At 34.4% G+C, this 25,067-nt stretch carries 23 protein-coding genes and 1 other annotated feature; of the genes, 15 read left to right on the top strand and 8 right to left on the bottom strand.

Annotation, left to right across the window (positions count from 1 at the left end):
• Window position 1 precedes the first annotated feature (1 nt).
• From nuoN to spoIID, 5 genes are all read left to right on the top strand, one after another.
• A complete protein-coding gene (nuoN, locus tag CN946_RS02720; RefSeq protein ID WP_098859797.1) occupies window positions 2-1,498 on the top strand; it encodes an NADH-quinone oxidoreductase subunit NuoN in 1,497 nt (498 codons plus the stop codon).
• A 179-nt stretch (window positions 1,499-1,677) separates the two neighbouring features.
• The gene (locus CN946_RS02715; protein ID WP_098859796.1) at window positions 1,678-1,914 is read left to right on the top strand and encodes a DUF1146 family protein; all 237 of its coding nucleotides are present in this window, start codon (window positions 1,678-1,680) and stop codon (window positions 1,912-1,914) included.
• 80 nt (window positions 1,915-1,994) lie between these two features.
• Window positions 1,995-2,714 (top strand): YwmB family TATA-box binding protein, encoded by a 720-nt coding sequence (locus tag CN946_RS02710; protein WP_098859795.1) that lies wholly within the window; start codon window positions 1,995-1,997, stop codon window positions 2,712-2,714.
• 32 nt (window positions 2,715-2,746) lie between these two features.
• Window positions 2,747-4,051, top strand: coding sequence for a UDP-N-acetylglucosamine 1-carboxyvinyltransferase (gene murA, locus CN946_RS02705; protein WP_025568969.1), 1,305 nt, complete (start codon window positions 2,747-2,749; stop codon window positions 4,049-4,051).
• A gap of 278 nt (window positions 4,052-4,329) precedes the next feature.
• A complete protein-coding gene (gene spoIID / locus CN946_RS02700; RefSeq protein ID WP_098859794.1) occupies window positions 4,330-5,343 on the top strand; it encodes a stage II sporulation protein D in 1,014 nt (337 codons plus the stop codon).
• A gap of 259 nt (window positions 5,344-5,602) precedes the next feature.
• Here the strand turns inward: spoIID and CN946_RS02695 are convergent, their stop codons facing one another.
• A complete protein-coding gene (locus CN946_RS02695; RefSeq protein ID WP_098859793.1) occupies window positions 5,603-7,222 on the bottom strand; it encodes a peptide ABC transporter substrate-binding protein in 1,620 nt (539 codons plus the stop codon).
• Window positions 7,223-7,274: 52 nt separating this feature from the next.
• Window positions 7,275-7,570, bottom strand: a binding site (T-box leader).
• Window positions 7,571-7,904: 334 nt separating this feature from the next.
• On the opposite strand from CN946_RS02695, the gene spoIIQ reads away from it, so the two are divergent.
• The 7 genes from spoIIQ (at window position 7,905) to CN946_RS02655 (ending at window position 16,387) form a co-directional block, all read left to right on the top strand.
• Entirely contained in the window at window positions 7,905-8,699 is a 795-nt protein-coding gene (gene spoIIQ / locus CN946_RS02685) for a stage II sporulation protein SpoIIQ (RefSeq protein ID WP_176547181.1), read from the top strand.
• Window positions 8,700-8,978: 279 nt separating this feature from the next.
• Window positions 8,979-9,248, top strand: a complete 270-nt coding sequence (gene spoIIID, locus CN946_RS02680; RefSeq protein WP_025569002.1) for a sporulation transcriptional regulator SpoIIID — start codon at window positions 8,979-8,981, stop codon at window positions 9,246-9,248.
• Window positions 9,249-9,405: 157 nt separating this feature from the next.
• Window positions 9,406-10,407 (top strand): rod shape-determining protein, encoded by a 1,002-nt coding sequence (mreB, locus tag CN946_RS02675; protein ID WP_025569003.1) that lies wholly within the window; start codon window positions 9,406-9,408, stop codon window positions 10,405-10,407.
• A gap of 556 nt (window positions 10,408-10,963) precedes the next feature.
• Entirely contained in the window at window positions 10,964-12,295 is a 1,332-nt protein-coding gene (locus CN946_RS02670) for a UDP-glucose dehydrogenase family protein (protein ID WP_098859791.1), read from the top strand.
• Window positions 12,296-12,543: 248 nt separating this feature from the next.
• Window positions 12,544-14,067, top strand: coding sequence for a spore germination protein (locus CN946_RS02665; RefSeq protein ID WP_286133798.1), 1,524 nt, complete (start codon window positions 12,544-12,546; stop codon window positions 14,065-14,067).
• 2 nt (window positions 14,068-14,069) lie between these two features.
• Window positions 14,070-15,251 carry a Ger(x)C family spore germination protein gene (locus CN946_RS02660; protein WP_098859790.1) on the top strand — a complete coding sequence of 394 codons (1,182 nt, stop codon included), beginning with the start codon at window positions 14,070-14,072 and terminating at the stop codon, window positions 15,249-15,251.
• 17 nt (window positions 15,252-15,268) lie between these two features.
• Window positions 15,269-16,387, top strand: coding sequence for a GerAB/ArcD/ProY family transporter (locus tag CN946_RS02655; RefSeq protein WP_176547180.1), 1,119 nt, complete (start codon window positions 15,269-15,271; stop codon window positions 16,385-16,387).
• Between the two features lie 26 nt (window positions 16,388-16,413).
• On the opposite strand, the gene CN946_RS02650 is transcribed toward CN946_RS02655, so the two are convergent.
• The 4 genes from CN946_RS02650 to CN946_RS02635 all read right to left on the bottom strand — a co-directional run bounded on the left by CN946_RS02650 (window position 16,414) and on the right by CN946_RS02635 (window position 20,211).
• Window positions 16,414-16,671 carry a hypothetical protein gene (locus tag CN946_RS02650; RefSeq protein WP_141546849.1) on the bottom strand — a complete coding sequence of 86 codons (258 nt, stop codon included), beginning with the start codon at window positions 16,669-16,671 and terminating at the stop codon, window positions 16,414-16,416.
• A gap of 384 nt (window positions 16,672-17,055) precedes the next feature.
• On the bottom strand, window positions 17,056-18,471 hold the full coding sequence (locus tag CN946_RS02645) for an amino acid permease (protein WP_098859787.1): 1,416 nt from the start codon (window positions 18,469-18,471) through the stop codon (window positions 17,056-17,058).
• Window positions 18,468-19,091 (bottom strand): YitT family protein, encoded by a 624-nt coding sequence (locus CN946_RS02640; protein WP_176547179.1) that lies wholly within the window; start codon window positions 19,089-19,091, stop codon window positions 18,468-18,470. Before CN946_RS02640 ends, CN946_RS02645 begins: the two co-directional genes overlap by 4 nt.
• A complete protein-coding gene (locus tag CN946_RS02635) occupies window positions 19,072-20,211 on the bottom strand; it encodes an aminotransferase class V-fold PLP-dependent enzyme (protein ID WP_098859785.1) in 1,140 nt (379 codons plus the stop codon). Before CN946_RS02635 ends, CN946_RS02640 begins: the two co-directional genes overlap by 20 nt.
• A gap of 70 nt (window positions 20,212-20,281) precedes the next feature.
• Here CN946_RS02635 and CN946_RS02630 point away from each other — a divergent pair, with 70 nt between their 5' ends.
• On the top strand, window positions 20,282-20,917 hold the full coding sequence (locus tag CN946_RS02630) for a Crp/Fnr family transcriptional regulator (RefSeq protein ID WP_098859784.1): 636 nt from the start codon (window positions 20,282-20,284) through the stop codon (window positions 20,915-20,917).
• A gap of 429 nt (window positions 20,918-21,346) precedes the next feature.
• Entirely contained in the window at window positions 21,347-21,769 is a 423-nt protein-coding gene (gene fabZ / locus CN946_RS02625) for a 3-hydroxyacyl-ACP dehydratase FabZ (protein ID WP_056469377.1), read from the top strand.
• A 101-nt stretch (window positions 21,770-21,870) separates the two neighbouring features.
• Here fabZ and CN946_RS02620 read toward each other — a convergent pair whose 3' ends face one another.
• The gene (locus CN946_RS02620) at window positions 21,871-23,274 is read right to left on the bottom strand and encodes a radical SAM protein (protein ID WP_176547191.1); all 1,404 of its coding nucleotides are present in this window, start codon (window positions 23,272-23,274) and stop codon (window positions 21,871-21,873) included.
• Window positions 23,243-23,998 (bottom strand): prolipoprotein diacylglyceryl transferase, encoded by a 756-nt coding sequence (locus CN946_RS02615; protein ID WP_286133797.1) that lies wholly within the window; start codon window positions 23,996-23,998, stop codon window positions 23,243-23,245. Before CN946_RS02615 ends, CN946_RS02620 begins: the two co-directional genes overlap by 32 nt.
• A gap of 140 nt (window positions 23,999-24,138) precedes the next feature.
• Here CN946_RS02615 and CN946_RS02610 point away from each other — a divergent pair, with 140 nt between their 5' ends.
• On the top strand, window positions 24,139-24,420 hold the full coding sequence (locus tag CN946_RS02610; RefSeq protein ID WP_098859781.1) for a hypothetical protein: 282 nt from the start codon (window positions 24,139-24,141) through the stop codon (window positions 24,418-24,420).
• A 71-nt stretch (window positions 24,421-24,491) separates the two neighbouring features.
• Here the strand turns inward: CN946_RS02610 and CN946_RS02605 are convergent, their stop codons facing one another.
• A complete protein-coding gene (locus tag CN946_RS02605; protein ID WP_286133796.1) occupies window positions 24,492-25,025 on the bottom strand; it encodes a GrpB family protein in 534 nt (177 codons plus the stop codon).
• Window positions 25,026-25,067 lie beyond the last annotated feature (42 nt).

The following is a 25,067-nucleotide window of genomic DNA, read 5'->3' as shown; positions in this document are numbered from 1 at the left end:
GATGACATGGAAAGCATTATCTGAATTTCAATGGGGAACAATGGGTCCTGAGATTATTCTAGTAGCTGCTGCGCTTCTTCTATTAACTCTTGAACTCTTATTACCTAAAAATGCTAGTCGTAAAATAGTCGGCTGGGTTGGCTTGTTAAGTGTAGTTGGATCGCTTGTATGGTTAATCACACTTTATTCACATAAACCAATAAGTCTATTAGCGGGATCGTTTAAATTTGATTCGTTTGGGTTTTTATTTAAACTAATTTTATTAATCGGAGCAATCCTAGTTTTATTACTTGCACTAGGAGATAAATCGATTGCAGAGCGCTCAGAGTACTACACATTGTTTATTACAGCGTTAATTGGAGCAATGTACATGGCTTCAAGTAGTGATTTAATCACATTATTTGTTGGATTAGAGCTACTTTCGATTTCATCTTATATTCTAGTTGGAATTCAAAAGAGAAGAGAAGGCTCTTCCGAGGCCGCACTTAAATATGTAATTAACGGTGGTATTTCAACTGCAATAACATTATTTGGACTAAGCTATACTTATGGCTTAACAGGTACAACAAACATTACTGAAATGAATTTGGCACTTCAACAAGGAATTCCAAGCAGTAATGGATTTCTAATGATCCTAGCATTTGTGCTAGTATTTGTTGGATTATCATTTAAACTTGCGTCTGTTCCGTTCCATATGTGGGCGCCAGATGTATATGAAGGTGCGCCAACACCTGTAACAGCATTTTTAGCAACAGTTTCAAAAACAGGTGGGTTTATTATCGTACTTCGCATCTTCTTAGCTATTTTCACGGGTGCATTATTGATGAAGGAACAAAAATCTGTATTTGAAGTAATGCAACCAGTTGTTGCTACATTGGCCGCGTTATCGATGACTATTGGTAATACAATTGCTTTAAAACAAAACAGTCTAAAGCGTATACTTGCATACTCAGGTATTGCACACGGAGGTTACGTTCTAGTTGCATTTGTAAGTATTTCACCATTCATGTTTGAGGGAATCTGGTTCTATTTATTAGCTTATACATTCATGACAATCGGTATTTTAACTATTGTCTACAATGTGCAACAACAAAGGGGATCTGACTCCTTATCATCATTTGCAGGGCTAATTAAAACAAATCCATTTTTAGCGATTACCATGACAATATTTGTGTTATCGCTAGCAGGTATTCCATTAACTGCAGGGTTTATAGGAAAGTTAAATATTTTCTTGGGGGCTTTCGTCCAAGTTAAAGGATATTATGTATTAGGTGGCATTCTACTTTTAACTACAGTAGTATCTTATTTTTACTACTTCGGCATCCTTCAAAATATTTTCTTTAGAAGTGGTGAAGAGCGTAAAGTAGTACTTCCTAAGACACATCTATTCGTTGTATTGGTTTGTGCTGTTTTAACAATTGTATTGGGTATTAAACCATCTTTAGCATTAGATGTATTTCATAAGCTAGACATTGTGAAAGACTTCTTTATGGCGTAAAATATATTTAAATTAAAAGTGTAGGGTGATTCCTACACTTTTTAATTTGTAGAGAAAGTATAAAATTAGGTTTTCAGACTGTTTGAAATTGCTTGCACTAAGAAAACATATGCTAAAAATGCAACTAGGCAATCTGAAAGTTTTTTCTATAAAAATAGATCGGAAAGAGGACGTGAAGAATGGAAGCTTTAATTGGGACAGAAGCGTTATTAGCAATAATTGTCCATTTATTTTTCATTATTTTAACTTGGTGGGCTTTAACAGCAATTAAGTGGGAGAGTATTATGAAAAAAGGTCATGTCGCCCAAATTCGACTTTTTATGGTGCTATTGACGATTACAATTTCTTCTGCTGTAAGTAGTTTTTTCTTAGACTATCTTCAATATACAAAAAACATTACATATTTATTGAAATAATTTGTCAAAAAGTATGTTACGATGTATCGTATAAACCCCTCTCTACCTGTGAAAAATGGAAGTAAGAGAGGGGATTATTTATGAAAAAGACTATGTACTTATTTTTAATTACGATTACTTTTGCTTCTGCACTATTTTTTAATTGGGGTAAAATCGGTATGGCTGATACAGGTGTAGGCCAATTGAACCGTTTTGCAGACGTATTAAATAAAAAAGACATTTCGGTTACAAGTTGGAATTTATACGCAAGAGAAGCTAAAATGAATACTTCGGTGTCCAAAATAATCAGTAAATATAAAGAGGATTTTAAAAAATTTAAGTGGACGAAAACTGACAATGGTAATAAAATAATTGGTACGTTTAACCATAATTTGGTCACAGAAAGAATCGTTGTTACATCTACTGGTAATAACAGCAGCTATGTAATTTATGAACTCAGTGGGACTAAATGGGACCAGCAGGCTGAAAAAGAAACTAATAAATTAATAAAGAACTCATTGGAAAATATTTTTAGTAAAGAACCTACTTTTTTTACTTGTATAAAGGGGACAATGGGTGGTAAACTTGAAGGTGTTTTGCAGGGTATAAAAAATGATTTTTTGGGGACTTTTAAAGCAACAAAAATTGAAGAAATAAAAGAAGGGGCATTCGTCTCTGTTTCAGCATATACTGAACAGTGGAATGACGCTCTGGTTGCAAATGGCAAAAAAATTAATTTACAAATTGCAATACGTGAAAACAATGTTGATAAATCAACGACAATTATTATTGGCACACCGATTATAACAGTAGAATATTGATAGATCTATTTTAGGACACGGAGGGGAAAAGTTTGGATAAAATCATTGTCCGTGGCGGGAAACAGCTTCAAGGCACAGTTCGTGTAGAGGGTGCAAAAAATGCTGTCTTACCAGTTCTTGCTGCAGCGCTACTAGCTAGTGAAGGAAAAAATATAATTCATGACGTACCAACTCTATCTGACGTTTACACGATTAACGAAGTTCTTCGTAATTTAAATACAGAGGTTGGGTTCAAAAATAATACAGTAACAGTTGATGCTTCAAAGGATTTACATGTTGAAGCACCATTTGAATATGTTCGTAAAATGCGAGCATCTATTCTTGTAATGGGACCACTTTTAGCAAGAAATGGTCATGCACGTGTAGCGTTACCAGGTGGATGTGCGATTGGATCTAGACCAATTGAACAGCACTTAAAAGGATTTGAAGCAATGGGAGCTCAAATTACGGTTGGTAATGGTTTTGTAGAAGCAAAATCAAACGGTCGTTTAAAAGGGGCAAAAATCTATTTAGATTTTCCAAGCGTAGGTGCAACAGAAAATATTATGTCTGCAGCAGCACTTGCAGAAGGAACAACAATTCTTGAAAATGCTGCAAAAGAACCTGAAATTGTTGATTTAGCAAACTTCATTAATGCAATGGGTGGTAAAGTTCGAGGTGCTGGAACAGGCACTATTCGAATTGAAGGTGTACCAACATTATTTGGTACAACTCATCACATTATTCCAGACCGTATTGAAGCTGGAACATTTATGGTAGCAGCAGCAATTACGAATGGAAACGTATTAATTGAAAATGCAGTTCCAGAGCATTTAAGCTCGGTTGTAGCGAAAATGCGTGAAATGGGAGTAACAATTATCGAAGAGGAAGAAGGTCTTCGTGTAATTGGTACAGACAATTTAAAACCTGTAGACATCAAAACAATGCCTCATCCAGGCTTCCCAACAGATATGCAATCACAAATGATGGCACTTCTATTAAAAGCTAATGGAACAGGCATGATTACTGAAACAGTATTCGAAAATCGTTTTATGCATGTGGAAGAATTCCGTCGCATGAATGCAAATATTAAAATTGAAGGTCGATCAACTATTATTCATGGACCAAATGATCTTCAAGGAGCAGAAGTAGCTGCTACGGATTTACGTGCTGCTGCATCACTTATCCTTGCTGGTCTTGTTGTTGATGGATATACTCGTGTTACTGAATTAAAACATTTAGATCGTGGTTATGTAAATTTCCATGAAAAGCTTGCTGCACTTGGAGCGGACATTGAACGTGTAAACGAACCAAGCACAGCTGTAGAGGAAGAAACACTAAAAGATTTACAAGCGTAAACTAAAAACTAATTCAAATGCCTGGCACTTTGTGTTACCCCACATAGAGTCGGGCATTTTTGCATTTTCATGCAACTTTCTACTATAAGTTATAGACAGAAACCTTATAAAATATTCTAAAAATAATAAAAAATAATACAATTTGTTAAAAGAATCTAATTTGAAATCAATCTATTATTTGTTCTAAATGCTTGTCCATATACATAAATTATCTTTAGAAAGGGCAATTAGTTGAAAATTGTCATTTAAAGTTGTTTTGAAATGGATAGGAGGAAAATATGAAGTCATTTAAAACATTAATCACTGCAGGATTAACTACTTGCTCAGTCGTTATTATTATCCCTACATTGCTTGTTCTACCATTTCATAGCCATACAGATGGTAGATTGGTTGATCAACTACAGAAAAAAGCAAACCAAGTCGCAGCAGCGAACAAAAATGACAATCTAAGTATTGAAGTTTTTAGAACAAAAACACAAAAAGTTGAAAAACTACCTATCGAGGAATACGTATTAGGAGTAGTAGCTTCAGAAATGCCAGCAAAATTTGAAACAGAAGCACTAAAAGCACAAAGTTTAAGTGCAAGAACATTTATCATCAAACGATTGAAAGAAGGAAAACCACTTGATGAGGGTGGAATTGTTGATGATTCAGTTAATTTTCAAGTCTTTCAGGATCGTGACGACTTGAAGAAAAGATATGGCGCTGAATATGATAAAAATATAGCCAAAATTGAAAAAGCTGTAAAAGCCACTGAAGGACAAATATTAACTTACAATGGACAACCTATAACTGCTTCATTCTTCTCCACAAGCAATGGATACACAGAAAACTCCGAAGAATATTGGAAAAATAGTGTACCATATTTGAAAAGCGTACCGAGTCCTTGGGATTCCGTTGCTCCAAACTATATATCAAAAAAATCAATTACAATAAGTGATTTCGAAAAGAAACTTAATGTAAAAATTAATAAGTCAGACATAGGGAAAGTCACCTCGAGAACACAAGGTAAACGTGTAGAACAAGTGACGTTTGGTAAAAAAACTCTCTCTGGTAAAGAAATTAGAGAAAAACTAAACCTACGTTCAACAGATTTTTCATGGGAGCGTTCAGGTAATGAAATCATCATTACAACAAAAGGTTTTGGCCATGGAGTAGGTATGAGTCAATACGGAGCAAATGAGCTTGCTAAACAAGGAAAAACATACGATGAGATCGCTAAGTATTACTATAAGGGAATCAGCATAAAGAAGCTTAGTAAGAAGGATTATAACCTATTGGAAAAGCTTTGACAGACCTCATTAAGGTCTGTTTTTTTGTATAACCGCTAAGATCGGTTTTTTATGAGAAGAAGTAAATAATTAAAAAACACTCTAAATCGAACTAAGATTCGTTCAATTAGAGTGTTTTTTGATTAAATAAAGTATTTATTTTGGGAAATTATGAAGTTTAATTGCAGAAATACTAGTGTTATTTTCAGCATACAGGTTCGATTTCAGTTCCTTACGAAATTCATAAGATTACACTACAATTCCACTTCTTTTCTTATCCTTACTGCTTTTGAGCATATTTATAATAAAAATATCCAACAAATGGACGTACCTTTATGTTTTTTACATTTGATTTTTGCAAGTATACATAGCCAGCTTGGTAAACCGGAGCTATCGCAGCGTCATCTAGTAAAAGGTCTTCAGCATTATGAAGGAGCTGAGTACGTTCTGATTCGTTTTGTAAGCTGATTGTATTTGCTTTTTGAACAAACTCGTCATATTGAGCATTTTTATAATTTAATACATTTAAAGCCGATTTAGATGTAAATAGCTCTAAATAAGTTGTTGGATCTGGATAATCAGCACCCCATGTATCTAGAGAGAGATCATAGTTTCCTTGCTGACGCAATTCGAATTTTTGTTGTGCAGGTTGTACGACAATATTAACTGTTAAACCTTTTAAGTTTGTTTCTAATTGTGATTTTAAATATTCACCGATTTTACGCGATGTATTGTTATCACTTACTAGTAATGAAATTGTAGCTTTTGACTTACCACTTTCAGATAAAGCTTCTTTAAAAAGTGATTTAGCCTCCTCTAAACTTACCGTAGAAGGATGAGACGTTGAGCTAACAAAGTCGACACCTTTAGAGTTTTTTACTAAACCTTTAGGAATAATTCGATCAGTAGGAATAGAACCATCGTTTAATAGCGTTGTACTAATGTCCTCTTTATTAAAGCCATTTGCGATTGCCTTACGCACTTTTAGATTTGCTAAAAATGGATTTTTTTGATTAAAGCTGATGTAAGAGACAATTGGCATAGCTAGTTTATTTAATTCTTTATTCCCTTTATAACGATCGATAACATTAGAATCAATAATCGCTTGGTCAAGTTCACCAGTTTCATAAAGATTAACTGCAGTTGTTGTTTCTTTCATGATTTTAACGTCAATTTTATTTACATGGACATTCTTTTTATCATAGTATTGTGGATTTTTTGTCATTGTGAATCCAGCTTCATGATCCCATTTACTTACAACGTAAGGACCATTATATAAAGTTGTATTTGCTTCTAAACCATATTTGCTACCTTGCTCCTTAACGAATTTTTCATTTAACGGGAAGAACATCGGTAAACTAGTCAGTTGAATGAAATATGGAATAGGGCGTTCAAGTTTAATTTGTAATGTTTTATCATCTAGTGCAGTTACCCCGAGTTTATCCACAGATAACTTTCCTTGGTTAATTTCTTTAGCATTTTCAATATCATATAAATCGTATGCAAACTGAGCTTTAGTATTTGGATCAACTGCTCGTTTCATTGCAAAAACAAAGTCTTTTGCTGTTACTGGATCTCCATTTGAATATTTAGCATCTCTTAAAGTAAATGTATAAACTTTACCATCCGTACTAACTTTATGTGACAAAGCAGCAGCGGGAACGTATTCTCCTTTTTCATTTGGCATATAAAGACCTTCCATTACGCTATTAAGTGCGTTTAATGATGGTCCATCTAAAGCTAGTGAACTATCAAGACTTACAATATCTGAAGTATCCATTAAATGTAGCGTATGATCATTTGACTTCGAAGCTGCCAGATTTGATTGTTGTCCACAGCCTGCTAGTGCCAATGTGAGTAATAAAGTAATTGATATGAAGGTTTTCTTAGTAAATATCATTTTATTTTTTCTCTCCTTATTTTTGGGTACAAAAAAAGAGTCCCCGCCTTATAAAAAGGACGAGGACTCCCGTGGTGCCACCTTAATTAGCCTAAAAACGTTTAGACTCACTTTGCAGTATCAAAACAAATGAATTGAACTACCTTGTGACAAAAAGCAGTATCGAAACATGAGTTTGAATACCTGTCTCTTTTATCGGTGAGACGTCCGCCAAAGCCTACTGCATAAATAAATGGTTCGGTTTGGGTGCTCAGAAGCCCATTCAAAAATATGTCCGTACTGACTTGCACCAACCGTCAGCTCTCTGAAACTTTCATATAATCTACTCTTCTTCATCATCGCAAAAAATATATAATGACTGAAATAATTTTTTAAGTTTAAGTTTTTAATACATCGTACAAGCTTGTAGTGTGATTATATTTTGTAAAAAAGAAAAATGCAAGAAAAATATTTTATTAACTTCATAATGAGGCTGATTAACTTATCCACAAATATTGTGTATAAATCATGTGGAATTGTGGATAAATCGCTTTCATTTGTTAATATTTTTCTAGTATTTTGTGGATTAATGTGAATTAGTTTGAAATTGTGTGGAAAAATAAGAATTTTGTCGAACTAAAATTTTCTAAATTGCGTATATAATTCCAGAAATCTGTTGACAATGATTGCAGAGGTGATAAGGATGAGAGAGGAACAAAACAAAAAAACTTCTCAAAAGGTTATTAAAATGTTAAGAAAGCGTTGGGTAGTACCAGCAATTTATTTAGTGAGTGCGGCAGTAATTTTAACAGGTGCGTTATGGTATCAATACAGTAATGCTCCCACTCCAACAAAAACGGGAACTACAGTTGATACGAGAGAGCCAGAAGCAATTCCAGCTTCACAGCCAGAAGAAAAATTAACTTACCCAGTTTCAAAGGATACAACAGTTCAAGTTAAAAGTCATTATTATGATGACTCTGCTTCAAAAGATGAGCAACAAGCATCATTAATTCAAATGGATAATAATACTTTCACGATCAACACTGGGATGGATTTAGTTGATAAAAGTGGAAAAGAATTTGATGTGACAGCAGCTCTTAGTGGTACTGTTACAAAAGCTCAAAAAGATGCTGAGCTAGGTTATGTAGTTGTAGTAGAAAGTGGTAACGGATTAGTTTCATATTACCAAAGCTTAAAATCTGTAGGTGTTGAGCCAGGAACAAAAGTTTCACAAGGACAAGTTCTTGGAACAGCTGGAACAGCTTTAATTGGCAAAGAAAATGGCATTCATGTTCATTATGAATTACGTAAAGATGGTGTAGCAATTAATCCAGAGAAATACCAAGGACAAGATGTTTCATCAATTATTAGTTCTGAAAATACAAAAAGCGATACAAAAGAATCTAATACAATGAATACTTCTGGAAATGTATCAGATGACAATGAACAAGGTTCTTCTAATACTGATTCAGATGGAAATAAAATTCAACAATAATAATTAAGCAATTCACAAAGTGCCTAACACGTGGGATTCATACCACATATGTGTTGGGCACTTGTTTTTTTCTGATAATTGTGCATAGTTAGACACCTTTGCTAATACAATGTTATAAACCCATCAAAGAGGTGTTTGAGGTGAGGAATCGTGGATTTTCTACCTAGTCAAAATAAATGTACCTCAGCAGGTCAGTCAGAGCAGGAAAAAGAGCAGCTTAGTCAGTCAAAACGAGTCTCATTTCACGCTTCTCACATCCATTTAGAGGAGGAGAGTAGTGTGCACGATTACATCAAAGAGAGAACGATCAAGATTGGGAAATATATCGTGGAGACGAAGAAAACAGTTCGTGTAATAGCTAAAGAGTTTGGAGTGTCGAAAAGTACAGTACACAAAGATTTAACAGAACGCCTACCGGAAATCAATCCAGATTTGGCAAATGAAGTAAAAGAAATTTTGGATTATCACAAATCAATTCGTCACTTACGCGGTGGAGAGGCTACAAAGCAAAAGTATCAAAAAGAAGACGTTGAGAAAGTAACTAAATAGGGTTTCTGAGCCTTGAAAACAAAATTAGAAATATTTAACCTCCTGTTCACAAATATTAATTACTAAAAGTAGTTCTTTATGGTAAAATTATATTTTGGTATGGAACGTATTCGGGGAACTGCTCATGAGTATAGTGAATAAGGAGGAGCCAAAAGGAATGTTTTCTAAGGATATCGGAATAGATCTTGGTACAGCCAATGTCTTAATACATGTTAAAGGTAAGGGAATCGTATTAAACGAACCTTCTGTAGTTGCAATAGAGCGTAGTAGCGGTAAAGTATTAGCAGTAGGGGAAGAAGCAAGCCGCATGGTAGGTCGTACACCTGGTAATATCGTAGCAATCCGTCCACTTAAAGACGGCGTAATTGCTGATTTTGATATTACTGAGGCAATGCTACGTCATTTTATAAATAAATTAGATGTAAAGGGATTCATGTCAAAGCCGCGTATTTTGATTTGTTGTCCAACAAACATCACATCTGTTGAACAAAAAGCAATTCGTGAAGCTGCTGAAAAGAGCGGCGGTAAACAAGTTTATCTTGAAGAAGAGCCAAAGGTTGCTGCAATCGGTGCTGGAATGGATATATTCCAACCAAGTGGTAACATGGTAATTGATATTGGCGGTGGGACAACCGATGTCGCAGTCTTATCGATGGGAGATATCGTCACCGCCTCTTCAATTAAAATGGCAGGGGACAAGTTTGATATGGAGATTCTAAACTATATCAAGCGTGAATACAAACTGCTAATTGGAGAACGTACTGCAGAGCAAATTAAAATTGAAGTAGGTACTGTTTTCCCTGGCGCAAGAAATGAATCAATCGATATCCGTGGACGTGATATGGTAACTGGGTTACCTCGTACAATTACTGTACAATCTGATGAAATTCAAAGAGCATTAAGTGAACCAGTTTACTTAATCGTACAAGCTGCAAAAACAGTATTAGAGCGTACACCACCTGAATTATCAGCTGATATTATTGATCGTGGAGTTATTCTTACTGGTGGCGGAGCATTACTTCATGGAATAGATATTTTACTTGCTGAAGAATTAAAAGTACCTGTTTTCATCGCTGAAGATCCAATGCAATGTGTTGCAGTAGGTACTGGAATTATGTTAGAAAATATTGATAAAATTCCAAGTCGTTACTTAAAATAAAAATCTCAAGCTATATAGCTTGATTACACACTGAAATCTCAAGCATATAAAGCTTGGGATTTTTTTTTTGAATTTATTGGGGGCAGTTATCTTTGTAAGAAAAATGTTTAGGTTTTGTAAAGTTAAGATGAACAAGAAGGTAGTCAAAGTTGGAATAGAGAAAAGGAAAGTATCAAAGTTTAAAAAGCTCCATTTAAAGTTTAAATTAAGTAATTGTAAAACGTGGATTATCTAGTTAAGCAGTACATATGATTTAATACTTAAAACTCTAACATCTTAAAAATTATGAAAACGCCCCTCTAGTTTACCTTGATTTAAAAAATATCGGAAAAGGGTTGATTGGTAAATAGTTAATTTAGCTGATGTAAATGATGATCGAACTTCAAGATAAGTAGAGATACTAAATTTTCTCTCTTTAAAAAGCAGTAGACCTATAGAAATCAAAACTGAATTTGCAATTAAAAGTAAATTTTAAAACTTAAATTAATCTTCACTTTAGGCAGTGTTAAAGGGTTTTTTATCTTTACTGATTAATTGTATAGGATGGGGATGAACTATGACGCATATAGTTGTTGCTGGTACGGGATATGTTGGTCTTACTACAGGAGTTTCATTTGCTACAGTTGGTTACAATGTAACGTGTGTTGATATTGATGTTGAAAAAATTGAATTACTGCAAAAAGGAATTTGCCCTATTTTTGAACCGGGTTTGAAAGAATCATTATTAGAGAATATTTTCCATAATAAAATTGAGTTTACAACAAATTACAAAGAAGCTTATAGCCATGCAGATATCATATTCATTGCTGTCGGTACACCAGAACTTCCAGATGGAACAGCAAATTTGAACTATTTAAAAGGTGTTGCGAAAGAGATCGCAATTCATGCTAAAAAAAATTTAACAGTTGTTATTAAAAGCACTGTTCCAGTTGGAACGAATGAGGCAGTTAAGAGAATAATATTGGAAAATGCCCTTCCACATTTAACGATTGATATAGTATCAAATCCTGAATTTTTAAGGGAAGGTTCTGCACTATACGATCTATTTAATGGTGATCGAATTGTCATTGGTTCCGAAAGTCAAAGTGCAACGGAATTGATAAAGGAATTATATAAACCATTTAATACGGCTATTTATACAACAGATGCAAGAAGTGCGGAAATGATTAAGTATGCATCTAATGCTTTTTTAGCTACTAAAATAAGTTTTATTAATGAAATTTCCATGATCTGTGAAAAATTGGATGCTAATGTTGATCATGTTGCTCAAGGTATCGGGCTAGACCACCGAATCGGTTCAAAGTTTTTAAAAGCTGGAATTGGATATGGAGGGTCTTGTTTCCCAAAAGATACGACTGCTTTAGTAAAAGAAGCTGAGCTAGTAGGTGTAGACTTAAAACTATTAAAATCTGTTATTACAATTAATAATCAACAGAAAATAAAACTTTTCGAATTAACAAAATCTCTTTTTGGAAATTTAAAAAATAAAGAAATCGCAATACTCGGAGTAAGCTTTAAACCAAATACAAATGATATTCGACATGCACCATCTATCGATTTAATTAATCAGTTCATCAAAGAAGGTACTAAAATTACAGTATATGATCCATATGCCTTACCTGAATTAAGAAAAGTATTTGGAGATTCTATAAATTATTCAGTTGATGTGAAGGAAGCTATTCATGAAAAAGAGGCCACATTTATTTTGACTGAATGGAGAGAAATTGTAGAAACTGATCTCCAATTGTATGAGGAGCTAATGAAGCTTCCGTTAGTAATTGATGGACGTAATTGTTTTGAATTAACTAAAATGCAAAGAAAGAACATCCATTATTACTCAATCGGTCGAAAGCCGGTGAATCCAATCCCACAGCTTATTAGTAAATAACTATAATAAATTTAAGACTCTTTAATAGGAGTTGGACCCTTAAGTTGTTTAGATAAGTCGCGGCGGCACTTCGGAGATTGAGTAACCTAGAGGGAAAAAAATTCTTATAACAAAAGTGAAGCGGGGTGTCTCATGAGACAGCCTTTTTTTGTGTGCAAAATAAACCACTTAGAAAACAATACATTAAATGAAATATTTTGGAAAAAGTATAAGAATAATAAGCCATGATTATGGGGTGGTGGAAAAAAGTGTTTAACTACAAAGAAACCAATAGTGCAGCTACAAATAAAAAAATTCCATTTCAAAATAATATATCCCGTTCTTTAAGTAAGGACATTTTAGAGAATATAAAAAGAATAAAAGATGATTTTGGAGATAGCTCTGACCTTGTGATTCGTCATGAAACACTTGGGGAAGGCATGCAGTATTCTTTTGCTGTAATTCATATTGACGGAATTTCAAATGAGAAATTAGTGAATGATGGAATCATTAATAAAATCGTTAAAATTAATGCAGAAAAAGAAACAACGCTGTCATTAACAGATTTAGAGAATGGCTTAAAAAGCGTAATTGCCGTTTCAAGTTTAAAATCACAATCAAGCTATACAAATCTTCTATCAGCATTATTAATTGGAGATACCGTTGTTCTTTTAGATCATGATAGTAACTTCTTAGTTGCATGTACAAAAATGGTCCAATCTAGAAGTATAACAGAACCGTCAACGCAAACTGTAATCAGAGGACCAAAGGATAGCTTTACAGAAAGCTTACGTACAAATACTTCTCTAATTCGTAATAGAATTCAACACCCAGCGCTACGAATCGAGTCAATGAAAATAGGTGAAGTAACGAGAACTGATGTAGAAATAATGTATATAAAAGGTGTTGTAGATGAAGAGTTATTAAGGGAAGTAAAACATCGTTTAGAGGCTATTAATGCAGATGAAATCTTAGAATCCAGCTATATTGAAAACTATATTCAAAACGACCAAAAGACTATTTTTCCAACAATGATTAATTCAGAGAGACCTGATGCTGTAGTAGGTAACTTACTGGAAGGACGTGTTTCAATTTTTATAGCTGGTACACCATTTGTCTTAATTTTACCAGCTACATTTACACAGTTTTTTCAATCTCCAGAGGATTATTATCAAAGCTCATATATTGGTACTTTTTTAAGATTGCTGCGTTATATGTCCTTTTGGACTGCTTTGTTTGCACCTGGAATTTTCATTGCCATTACTTCATTTCATCAGGCTGTAGTTCCAACGGTTTTATTAGTAAGCTTAGCGGCTCAACGTGAAGGTGTGCCTTTGCCAGCGATTGTTGAAGCTCTTGGTATGGAATTAGTTTTTGAAGTATTACGTGAAGCCGGAATTCGAATGCCAAGAGCGGTTGGGCAGGCGCTTTCAATTGTTGGAGCCTTAATCTTGGGGCAAGCAGCTGTACAAGCAGGATTTGTATCTGCGTCAATGGTAATCATCGTATCAATTACTGCGATTGCTAGCTTTACGATCCCTTATTATAATATGTCAACAGCCGCTAGGATCCTTCGTTTTATATTATTATTGGCAGCAGCTTATATTGGTTTATTTGGAATTTTGATTGGCGGTTTAATTATATTATTACATATGTGTAGCCTCCGATCTTTTGGAGAGCCATATTTTGCACCATTTGCTCCATTCCGTATAAAAAGCCAAAAAGATACTATTTTAGTTGTACCTAGTCAAGGAAACACAAAAACCGTTAAAGAACAAAGTACTGGAGAATAAGTATGAAAAGAAAATGTATGATCTTAATTCTTATTACAAGTTTACTTTTGGTGAGTTGTTCTAATTATAAAGAATTAAACAGTGTATCGATCGTGGTAGCTATGGGTATTGATTATATACCTAAAGATAATCAATATAATATGGTTCTTCAAATCATTAATCCGAGTGCAATTGCTAGCGTAACTGGTTCAATAGGTACACCAGTTATTTCCCTAGTAGAAAAAGGTAGAACAATTTCGGAAGCGGCTCGAAATGCTACAAAAAGTGTTTCTCGATCAAATATATATTCTCATGTAGCACTCGTAGTCATTGGTGAAAAATTAGCAAAGGATAAATCGTTAAACTATATATTTGATGTGTTTGAAAGGGATTCCAAAATACGTGTTAATATTCCAGTCATTATTGCAAGGAACGACAGTGTTTATCGAGTAATGAATAACTTGCCAGCACTTGATAAATTACCGGCTAAGTCGATCGTAGGAAAAATTAAAAATACGTCATCTCTTTTAGGGGAAAATCAAGAAATACAAATGCGCCAAGTAATATCAGCTCTTTCAAGTACTGGTAGAGAGCCAGTCATTAATGGTGCAGTTTTAGAACATGAAACCAAGACTTCTGAATCACTTGATAATTTTTCAAGTGTGAAATCATCCTATAACAAAATTGAGGGGTTAGGCGTTATTAAAAAAGGAAGGCTAGTAGGGTGGTTAGATGGTGCACCGGCAAAATCGGTACAAATAATTGATAATGTAATAAAAGAATCAAATATACAAATAAAATGCAGCAAAAAAGAATATGATTCGATGGAGCTCACACGTGTGAAAACGGACACGAAGATTAAAATGAAAGGTAAAATACCAATAATTCACATAAAAGTAAAATCGATAGCCATTATTGATGAAGTTCTTTGTAATGACAATTTTGATAAAGCAAACACACTAAAAAAATATGAATTATTAAGTGAGAAAGCGATAAAGCAAATCCTAGAAGAAGGAATTAAAAAAGCACAAGGATATGGTGCAGATATTTTTGGGTTTGGCGATAAACTACATTTATCAGATCCAAAGGTTTTTAAAAAATATGAGAAAAACTGGAATGACCAATTTCAAAAAGCTAAAGTGAAAATTGATGTTGATGTCCAAATAAATAATGTAGGTATGAGAAAAAAAGCTTATCCATTTTAGAAAAGAAGGGAATGCTAATGAATCGAAAATTATCAATTGGTGCCTACCAATTCTTTAGTATTATATTTTTATTTGAAATGGGGAGCGCTACATTAGTAGGGATTGCATCCGGTGCAATGCAGGATGCTTGGATTAGTGTTTTAACAGCTTTGGTTACTGGATGCTTACTATTATGTGTTTACATTAAATTATTTGATCTGTATCCCGAGTTACCATTTACGATATATATTCAATCTATTTTAGGGAAGTTTGCAGGCAAATTACTAGCAATGGTTTATATTCTCTATTTTATTTATATTGGAGCACGAGTGCTTAGAGACTTTGAAGAATTACTAGTGATTACACTCTACAACGCGTCCTCTCTTATTTCAATCGGTATATTATTTATGTTTTTATGTATGTATGCAGTCTTTAAAGGTTTTGAAGTATTCGGTAGAGTATGTGAGTTTCTGTTTATCGTAATCCTCTTCATAATGATATCAATAATTGGTTTTGAAGTAATTGCAGGAATAATAAAGACTGATAATCTAAGACCCGTACTAGAGACGGGGTGGAAAACCATAATAAAAGAAGCGTACCCTTTGACTGTTACATTTCCATTTGGTGAAATGATTGTATTTACAATGATTTTACCTTATTTAAGGAAACCGGATTATGCATGGAAGGTCGGCATTCCTGGACTAATTTTTGCAGGTCTGGTTTTAACATTATTAACAATGCTTAATATTTGTGTTTTAGGAGCAAATACTTTGGTGAGAGCTACTTATCCTATCTTAACTGCAATTAGTTATATCAATATTGCTGATTTTATTCAAAGACTCGATTCAGTCGTTGTCATTGTTATTGCTGTAGGGGGATTTATTAAGATAACGGTTTTCTTCTTTTGTGCAATCATTGGAGCGGCAGATTTATTTAAAGTGAAAAAATCGGATACACTTACATATCCAATTGCAGTAATCATAGTAATTTGTTCCGTATGGATGGCACCTGATTATTTAGAGCACTATAAAGAAGGGCTTGACATTGTGCCTTACTATTTACATATACCTTTACAAATCGTTATTCCTACTGTTCTGTTGGTCATTGCAGTCATCCAAAAAAAAGCAAAAACAAAAACAAAAGAGAATGCAGCATAGAAGCTCTAACTGCATTCTCTTTCGTTTTAATTAGAAGTATTTTGATTTTGTTCTTGATTTCGTTTCTTTTTTAGTTTTTTCATATACTGTAGGACGATTTTGGCAACGCCGAATGGAACAGTAAAGAAGAAAATTAATACATAATCTTCACCTACTAGTTCAGTTTTGCTTAGCATTATATTCGTTAATAAGTGAGGAAATTCATTCCCATTATATAAGTCGATTCCTTCCAATAAGCACATCTCTAGTATAAATAAACATAGAAATACCCAAAACACCTTCAATGCTAAGCACCCCATTTATAATAACTAATTACAATTATTTTGGTATATGGTGGCAGTGATTATACGAAAAGTTGGGGAAACTTCAATAAAAGTCTATGAGATTTTTATCCGAAAATTCTGTATATAATTAAAGAGGTGAGTTAATTGATCCAAATATTTAGCCATAGTCGGCTAGTTTGTCGATTGTTAGTATTAACTATTTATTTTATACTGCCTAAGTTACTTAAAGCTGAGTCTATAAAACCGTAAAGGTTGAAAATTGGTTAATCAAAAATGGAATAAAAAAGAGACAGAATTAAAAGGCGATTACATCTTTTATTTCTGTCTTTTTATTTAAATTTATATTTATAAACTAGCAATCTTTAAAAGGTTTAAGCTAAATAATTAAAGTGCTGATTTATTATTTGAATTTTGTTTGTATAAAATCGATTTACGTCTTTTTTGGATCCAATAGCCAATTGATACTAATATGACCCACGGAACACCAATTTTCCAAGCGGAGTTCCAATCCGGTGAAAATGCCATTGTAATTAAGATACCACTAAGTAGTAGTATTCCGATCCACTGAAGAAACGGAAAGAGCGGTGCTTTAACTGGTAATGGCTCTTTATAATGAAGGTGAACGGTTTTTCTAAAACGAAGATGACTAATTAAAATCATAAGCCATACTAAAATGCCACCAAAGATTGAGATACCAAATAATTTGTTAAATGTATCTGGGTAGTACATAGACAATACAGTTGCGATTAATACACCTGCACTTGAAATGAAAATTGCCGTTACTGGCGTACCATTTTTAGATAATTTACCGAATGATTTTGGAGCATAATCTCCACGAGATAAGGAGAATAACATACGTGATGTTAAGTATAAATTAGTATTCATACTGGATAGTGCAGCGGTTAAGATAACAAAATTCATAATGCCAGCCGCATATCTCACACCAGAACTCTCAAAGACTTTTACAAACGGTGATCCAGAAACCTCATGGGCACCTGCTTGCATCCAAGGAATAACAGCAACTATGATTCCTAACGATAGGATATAGAATAAAAACAAACGTAGAACCATGCTCTTCATTGCTTTAGGAATAGCTGTTTTTGGATCTTTAGATTCCCCTGCTGTTACAGCGACAATCTCTACACCATAAAAACTAAAGATTGCCATAAGTACTGCCATCCAAACACCTTTAAATCCATTAGGTAGGAACCCATGCTGATCGGTATAATGGTGAAATCCTACAGAGTGTGAATGTCCAATTCCAAATAGGAGCGAAACACCAAAAACGATGAATAGTACAATCGCAACGACTTTAATCATTGCAAACCAATACTCGATTTGACCAAAGTTGGAAACAGACCTGCTGTTCACAAGGACTAAAGCAATACCAAATCCAAGTGTCCATAACCAAACAGGAATACTTGGGAACCAATACTGCATGTACAGTCCAACCGCAACAGCTTCTCCACCAATTGCAATTACTTGTGCCGCCCAATATGTGTAGCGAATTAGGAAACCTGCCCAAGGATTTAAATACATCTCTGCATAAGTACCGAATGAACCGGCTGTTGGGTGCACAACTGCCATTTCAGATAAACTAAACATCATTATGACTGCTATGAATGCAGCGATAATATAACTTAGAATAACCCCAGGTCCAGCGTATCCGATTGCAATGCCACTTCCCATAAATAAACCGGTACCAATTGCTCCACCAATCCCAATCATGGTCAACTGTCTACTTGTAAGCGAACGACTTAGTCCTCCTTCTCGTTCAATTACAGTTTTGTTTTCATTCATATTGTTTCGCCACCTTTCTTGAATTGTTTTCTATAAGATAACGTCCAATCAACACTTTTTCCGGCAATCAACATACTAAAAAGCGTGAGGAAAGTTTGCTGTAAACCTTCTCCGATTAAGGAACACAAAAGGACAATTCCATTTATAACCATCATCGTTTTTCCAATAGAAAAATTGGAGAATTTTCTATTGATTACTACACTTGCTATATCAAGTCCTCCAGTTGTACCACCTGCTAAAATCACGATCCCAATCCCGATTCCGGACAAAATCCCACTGAGTATACATCCTATAAACGGAAGATGCGGACCTGGTAGTGAGGAGAAGAGAGTTAAGAAGAATGATAAACTACACATTCCGAGTAAACTAAACAATGCAAATGGTACTCCAACTGCTCGGTATCCAATTAAAAATAGTGGTATGTTTAATAAAAAGTAAAGAATCCCTAGTGGAATAGGTATGAATTTAACAAGCAACATACAAATACCACCAAGTCCAGGAGCCACAATTCCATTTGGCACCTGGAAAAAATAATAGGTAAGTGCGACCAAAATTGTTCCGACAATTACCAGAATTGATTTTTTGAAATATAGTTTTTTGTCAGCTTTTCCTAATTGCATAAGCAATTTCCTCAATCGCGCGTACAACTTCATCTTCTGTATTGTAGAAATGAGGAGCCACGCGCAAAACGTCATTTCGGGCAGAGACAATTATTTTTTTTGTTTTTAAGTATTGCTCAACGACGTTAGCTTGTTGCACTCGAATGGCAGTGTTACTACCTTTTATTGATAAATCTGTTGGGCTAACAACGGTCAATCCGAGTGAATGCGCTGTTTCAATTGCAACAGTAGATAAGTAAGATAGATAATCCTGAATGGCTGGAACACCAATTTGATTTAATAAAGAAATTCCTGCTTCAGCTGCATAAGCGTTTATCATCATTGGAGTTCCAGTATCAAATCTCCTTGTCCCTTCCGCATAATCGAGAAGATGCTGATCAAAAGCAAATGGATTTACTCGACTAAACCAACCAGTCGTTGGGGGGTGGAGAGACTCTGCTAACTCTTTTCTTACATATAAAAAGCTAATCCCAGGTATACCTAGTAAAAACTTTTGTGCGCCAGTTGCGAGTGCATCAACTCCCATTTCCTTTACATCGATTGGAACACTTCCGGCAGATTGATAGGCATCGACAAATAGTAGTGATCCATTCGTTTTGGTAATGTTTGATATAGCTTTGATATCCTGAATAAACCCATTATAATAAGATACATGTGGCACAGATGTAATAAGTGTGTTTGTATCCACTGCTTTTTCATATTGTTCGATTTGAATTTGATGAAGGTTTTCATTTAAAAACGTGACGTTTGCGCCACGTGGTACTTGTGATAGCCAAACGTGACCAATGCAGGGGAAATCAATATCGGTTGTAACAACTTTATTTCGACTTCCAGTAAAATCTAACGAAGCTGCAAATGATGAAGCGGCATCAGATACGCTAGATAACACCGCAATCTCATCAGGAGAAGCATTTATTAAAGTAGCAAAGGCGACTTTTGCTTCATATACTTTGTCCATCCATCCTTCCCAGTCCATACCTTTTTCGGTCCAGCTTGTAAGGTAAGATTGAATACTTTCCTTCACTGGTAATGAGATTGCACTTTGGGAACAACTTGATAAATGAATTGTTTCAGATAAGGTCGGAAAAAAAGAACGTTTCTCTAAAAATGGGCTAGTCATATTAAATTCATCCTTTCACTGTTTTGATAGCGTTTTCATTATTTGATACATAATTAATTTGAGGTGACATATGAATCATCAATCCTTATGGTTTGAACAAGGCGAATGGACAGCAGCACCTTTTATTAAAGTAGGTAAAGAACTGTCATTCTCACGTGAAGTCGTATTATTCCAACAAGATGAACATCATCCATTTGTTTATCTAGTCCTTGAAGGGCGCATTCGTATTTACTTGTTATCATCTAATGGAGCCGAGCGCCATTTATATATCGTAGGCTCTGGTAATATAATTGGAGAATCAAACGTATGGGCAGATGAAGCATATGGATATAACGCTTCTACCTCGTCAATCGCACGTGTCCTTCAAATACCAAAAGCAACGTTTCGCGATATCGTTATGAGTGAGCCAGAGCTCATTCTTAAAACGCTAAGATCGCTAAGTAATAAACAATCAGCTCTACTTCTTCAAACGAGGTTAATGAGTTTTTCAGATGTAGGGGAGCGTGTCTTAACAATGCTGCGCCAATTAGCATCCTCATATGGTAAGGAAACACCTAAGGGTATAACAATTACGATTCCATTCACTCACCAAGAACTAGCTTATGTAATTGGTTCATCACGTGTAAGCGTGTCCTATGTTATGAATGAATTATGTGAAAAAGGATTCATTGAGAAACAAAATGGGCGATACACACTGTTGTCCTAAAGAGCAGCATCTGTTTCTTGTTCTAACTTAATGATAAAAAAACTGGTTCCTTTCGTCTGTCAAATACTTTACAAAATTTCTAATTTTTATAAATTTTCTGTAAATTAAACATATAAATAGTCGAACAGAGTAGGTAGCTTGAATTAGTTTGGGATGACCCTTTGCTTATAGGTGATCACTAATAACTGAACTTTAAAGTAATAGATATATTGAGTTCTAAGGTTGATTTAATTGACTAAGAAACTTACCGTTTTAGCTCTTATAGAGTAATTGGAGTAATACTGGTAAGCAAATGAGCGGTTTCATTATTGGTTTGCGTTAACTTACAAAATAAGATAGTATTATACTAATAGCGCATAGAAGCTGGTCTTAAGACTTGCTTCTTTTTTATTAACATATTGAATCTTTACAAATGGAGGACTACATAAAATGTTAGATATTAAAGCAATTAAGGAAATTCTTCCTCATCGTTACCCATTTTTATTAGTAGATCGTATTATTGAGCACGAAGAAGGTAAACGTGCGATTGGTATTAAAAATGTAACTGCTAACGAAGAGTTTTTTAACGGTCATTTCCCTGATTATCCTGTAATGCCAGGGGTACTAATTGTAGAAGCCCTTGCACAAGTTGGAGGAGTTGCGGCTTTAAGCCTTGAGCAAAATAAAGGAAAACTAGCATTATTTGCTGGTATCGATAATTGCCGCTTTAAAAGACAAGTAGTACCTGGTGATCAGCTAAGACTAGAGGTTGAACTAGTGAAAATGCGTGGACCAATTGGTAAAGGTAAAGCAGTAGCAACAGTTGACGGACAAATAGCTTGTGAAGCTGAACTTACATTTGCACTTAAATAAATAGAGTGAATAAAAAAGAAGCCTATTTCCTGAAAAAATAGGCTTTCTTTTATTCTTAAGAGAAGGGCGAAATTCACTTTTACTTTAAGTGGGGTTTTGCATTATCTTATGATTTCTTCTCTAAGTGTCTCTAAATATGACTCTTTGTCGTCCCTATAAAATAAATTATATGTGTCAAATGGAATCATTTTATCATCTGTCGTTACAAAATGAACACACGATTTTTTTACGCTACGAACATCTAAATCATAATTATCTTGGAATTTCATAATTAATACTCGAAATACATTTTCATATCCCATTCCACTTGGTAAAATAACTTTCGGTAAACAACATAGTAGATCCTTTAAGCCTTGAAATCCACTTTGAGGGGAGTGATTTAAACTAAATAATTTGAAAACCTTGTTTCGTAGCTCTTCATCGCTCTCGAAAACTATTGTATTCCTTTCACCCTCAAGTAGTACATTCTTATCAATGATACTAGTTAAAGGGGTAATTTTACCGCCCATTTTTAAAGCATAGCCCATTGCTAGACTATCAGGGTGACAAGGGACTGGAATAATATCATTTTCAGAATAAAATTCACTTTGTTTAATAATCTCTTGGCGAACTTCACTCAGTGTTAAGCGTTCAGTTGATGGATCATAATTTTCCGTTCTACCAGCGTGTTGAATAGGTTGGAATGTTACACCACGTACACATTTTTGCTCCGTGCCCCATTTAATAATTTTACCGATTTCATGATCATTTAAGCCCTTTTTTAGGACAGCAACCAGTGTTGTACTAATATTATATTTATTTAAATGGTTAATAGCTTTTTGTCGCACCTCTCGTAAATCGCGCCCTCGTAGCTCAAGAAGTGTTTCCTCTTCAAAACTATCAAACTGAAGATAGATTTCAAAGCCAGGCTTGTAACTTGCGAGTCTTTTTACAAAGGCTTCATCAGTGGCAATTCTAATTCCGTTTGTATTGACCATTAGGTGTTTAATGCTTCGCTTTTTTGCCTCATCCAGTATTTCAAAAAATTGAGGGTGGATTGTCGGTTCACCACCGGAGATTTGAACTACATCTGCTTCTTTTTCGTTTTTAATGATTGTATCAAACATCCGTTTAATGGTTTCTAGATCTTTCCAAGTAGTTCGTTTAGGGGAACTTTCTGCATAACAAATTGGACATTGCAAATTACATACATCTGTTATTTCAACAATACTTAAACAACTATGTTGTTCATGATCCGGGCAAAGACCACAATCGTATGGGCAACCGTATTTAATTGGAGTATTCCATCGATGAGGCATTTCACTTGGTTTAATAAATTCCCTACATAATTGATAATAAGGGATATCTGTAGAAATTAAGACTTTCTCCATTCCGTGGTGCATGCAGCGTTTTAACATATAAACGCAATCATTTTCATATATAATTTTTGCTTCTACTTTTCGTAAGCATTTACTACAAATGGATAATGTAAAATCACTGTACGTATACGGACGATTCGGCACGATAATTTCTCCTTCTCTGATAGAAAAAATAAATAGCGTAATACAATACGCCTAATAAACAAGTTAGTTGAATACTGCTAATTTCTCCATATGGCTTGATTGTTGGTTTTAACCACTCAATGAAAAACCTATAAAGAAAATATGAGCTGGAAAATAGAGCGAAATGAAAACCTTCATAAGGTTTTTTTCTAAAAATGTATTTTATAACGAACAGTAGACAGCATAAAAAGGCAATGTCATAAAGTGACGTTGGGTGACGTTTTATTCCATCACCTAAATCAATCCCAAATACACTTGAAGTAGGAATCCCATATGTATCATCATTTATTCCGGTTAAAAAGCAACCAATTCTTCCAATGCACATTGCCAGACAAAGTGGAAGGACCATATCATCTCCGGTTGAACGTGTTTGGTTACAAAGCTTTTTACTTAATTCGACTCCAATGATCCCACCAAGTAACCCTCCGACAATGGTTTTACCTTGAAATATTCCTAATAGACCATGACTATTAATGCTATGTAATAATTTGGGGATGTCCTGTAGTGAAGCGACAATCAGACTACCCAAAAGGGAACCTAGAATTGCTCCTATTAGTACATAAACAGTTTTTTCTTCACTAATTGTTTCCTTTCGGCGGAACTTAATATATATTCTAAATCCTATAAAAAAGGCTAAACTTTCAAAAACTCGATGTGGGTGAAGTTCCATGCCAAAAAGCGGGATCATTACAGGGGTGTTTATAGTATCACTTCCTTTTTTATTTCAAAAGTTTTATTGTCATGTTGCTAACCCTATGATACTATTTTTCTGAATGTTCTACTATCATATATTTATAGGTAGTGTAAATTGGGGAGGGGGGAATCAGATTGTCAGCTAAACGTGATTTTCATCCAGTTGCTGATTTTTTTAAAGGGATTTTTCTTGGGATCCTCACTTCATTCAGTGGGATCCTTGTTACTATAGTGGGAATCGATTTATTAAAATTTTCCATCGCGGCTGGAATAGTTGTTGCTATACCACTTCTAATAGGTATTTCTTGTTGGGGAGTCTCAAAAAGAAAGTTCTTGGCAATAGGGTTTTTCATGTCTCTGCCAATTGTGTTCTTTATATTTTATTCGATTTGTGGAACCTTTTTTTATAATCTTTAATAATGAAATCCAAATAAAAAAACATGCTTATACCCAAAGCATGTTTTTTACTGTTTTATTATCTGTATTAATTAAATCGATTTTCGCCATTCTATTGCTTTTCGCTCAATTTCCTTCACAAAAGCATCTTTTCCGTCCATATATCCATAAATATCTTTTGAAAATTTTTCAGCAAGCTGCGCTTTTAATTCTCCATATGCTTTCATCACATCCTCATGTGCTCTTAAAAAAGCAGGAACCGCAATATGACGCTCAATTTCTTTTTCATTATCAAACTGATACATATGCATTTGATGGGTACGATTCTCGCCACCTTTTCGGAAGTATCTTCTACCTGGAAGACCGAACTCACCAAGTCCCTCATAACCAATTTTAGCCAATTGGTCATTATACAAGTCTATGTTTTCTATGTTTTTAACGACAGGTAATATATCAATAATCGGTTTAGCCTTTAAATTTGGAACTGATGTACTACCAATGTGGTGAATCTCAATAAGCTCATCTTTTAAGATTTCACGTATACGGTTAGCTTCTATTTGAAATAAGTTTTTCCAATTTTCATCATGGTTTTTGACAATTACGTTCATTCCAGTATTTGTGCCCATAATATAACCTCCAATTAATAGAAAATGGGATTATCTCTATAC

The organism is Bacillus sp. AFS053548 (assembly GCF_002575105.1).
Lineage (GTDB): Bacteria > Bacillota > Bacilli > Bacillales > Bacillaceae_G > Gottfriedia.
Note: the sequence above shows the minus strand (reverse complement) of the source record. Positions and strands in the feature narration are given on the sequence as shown.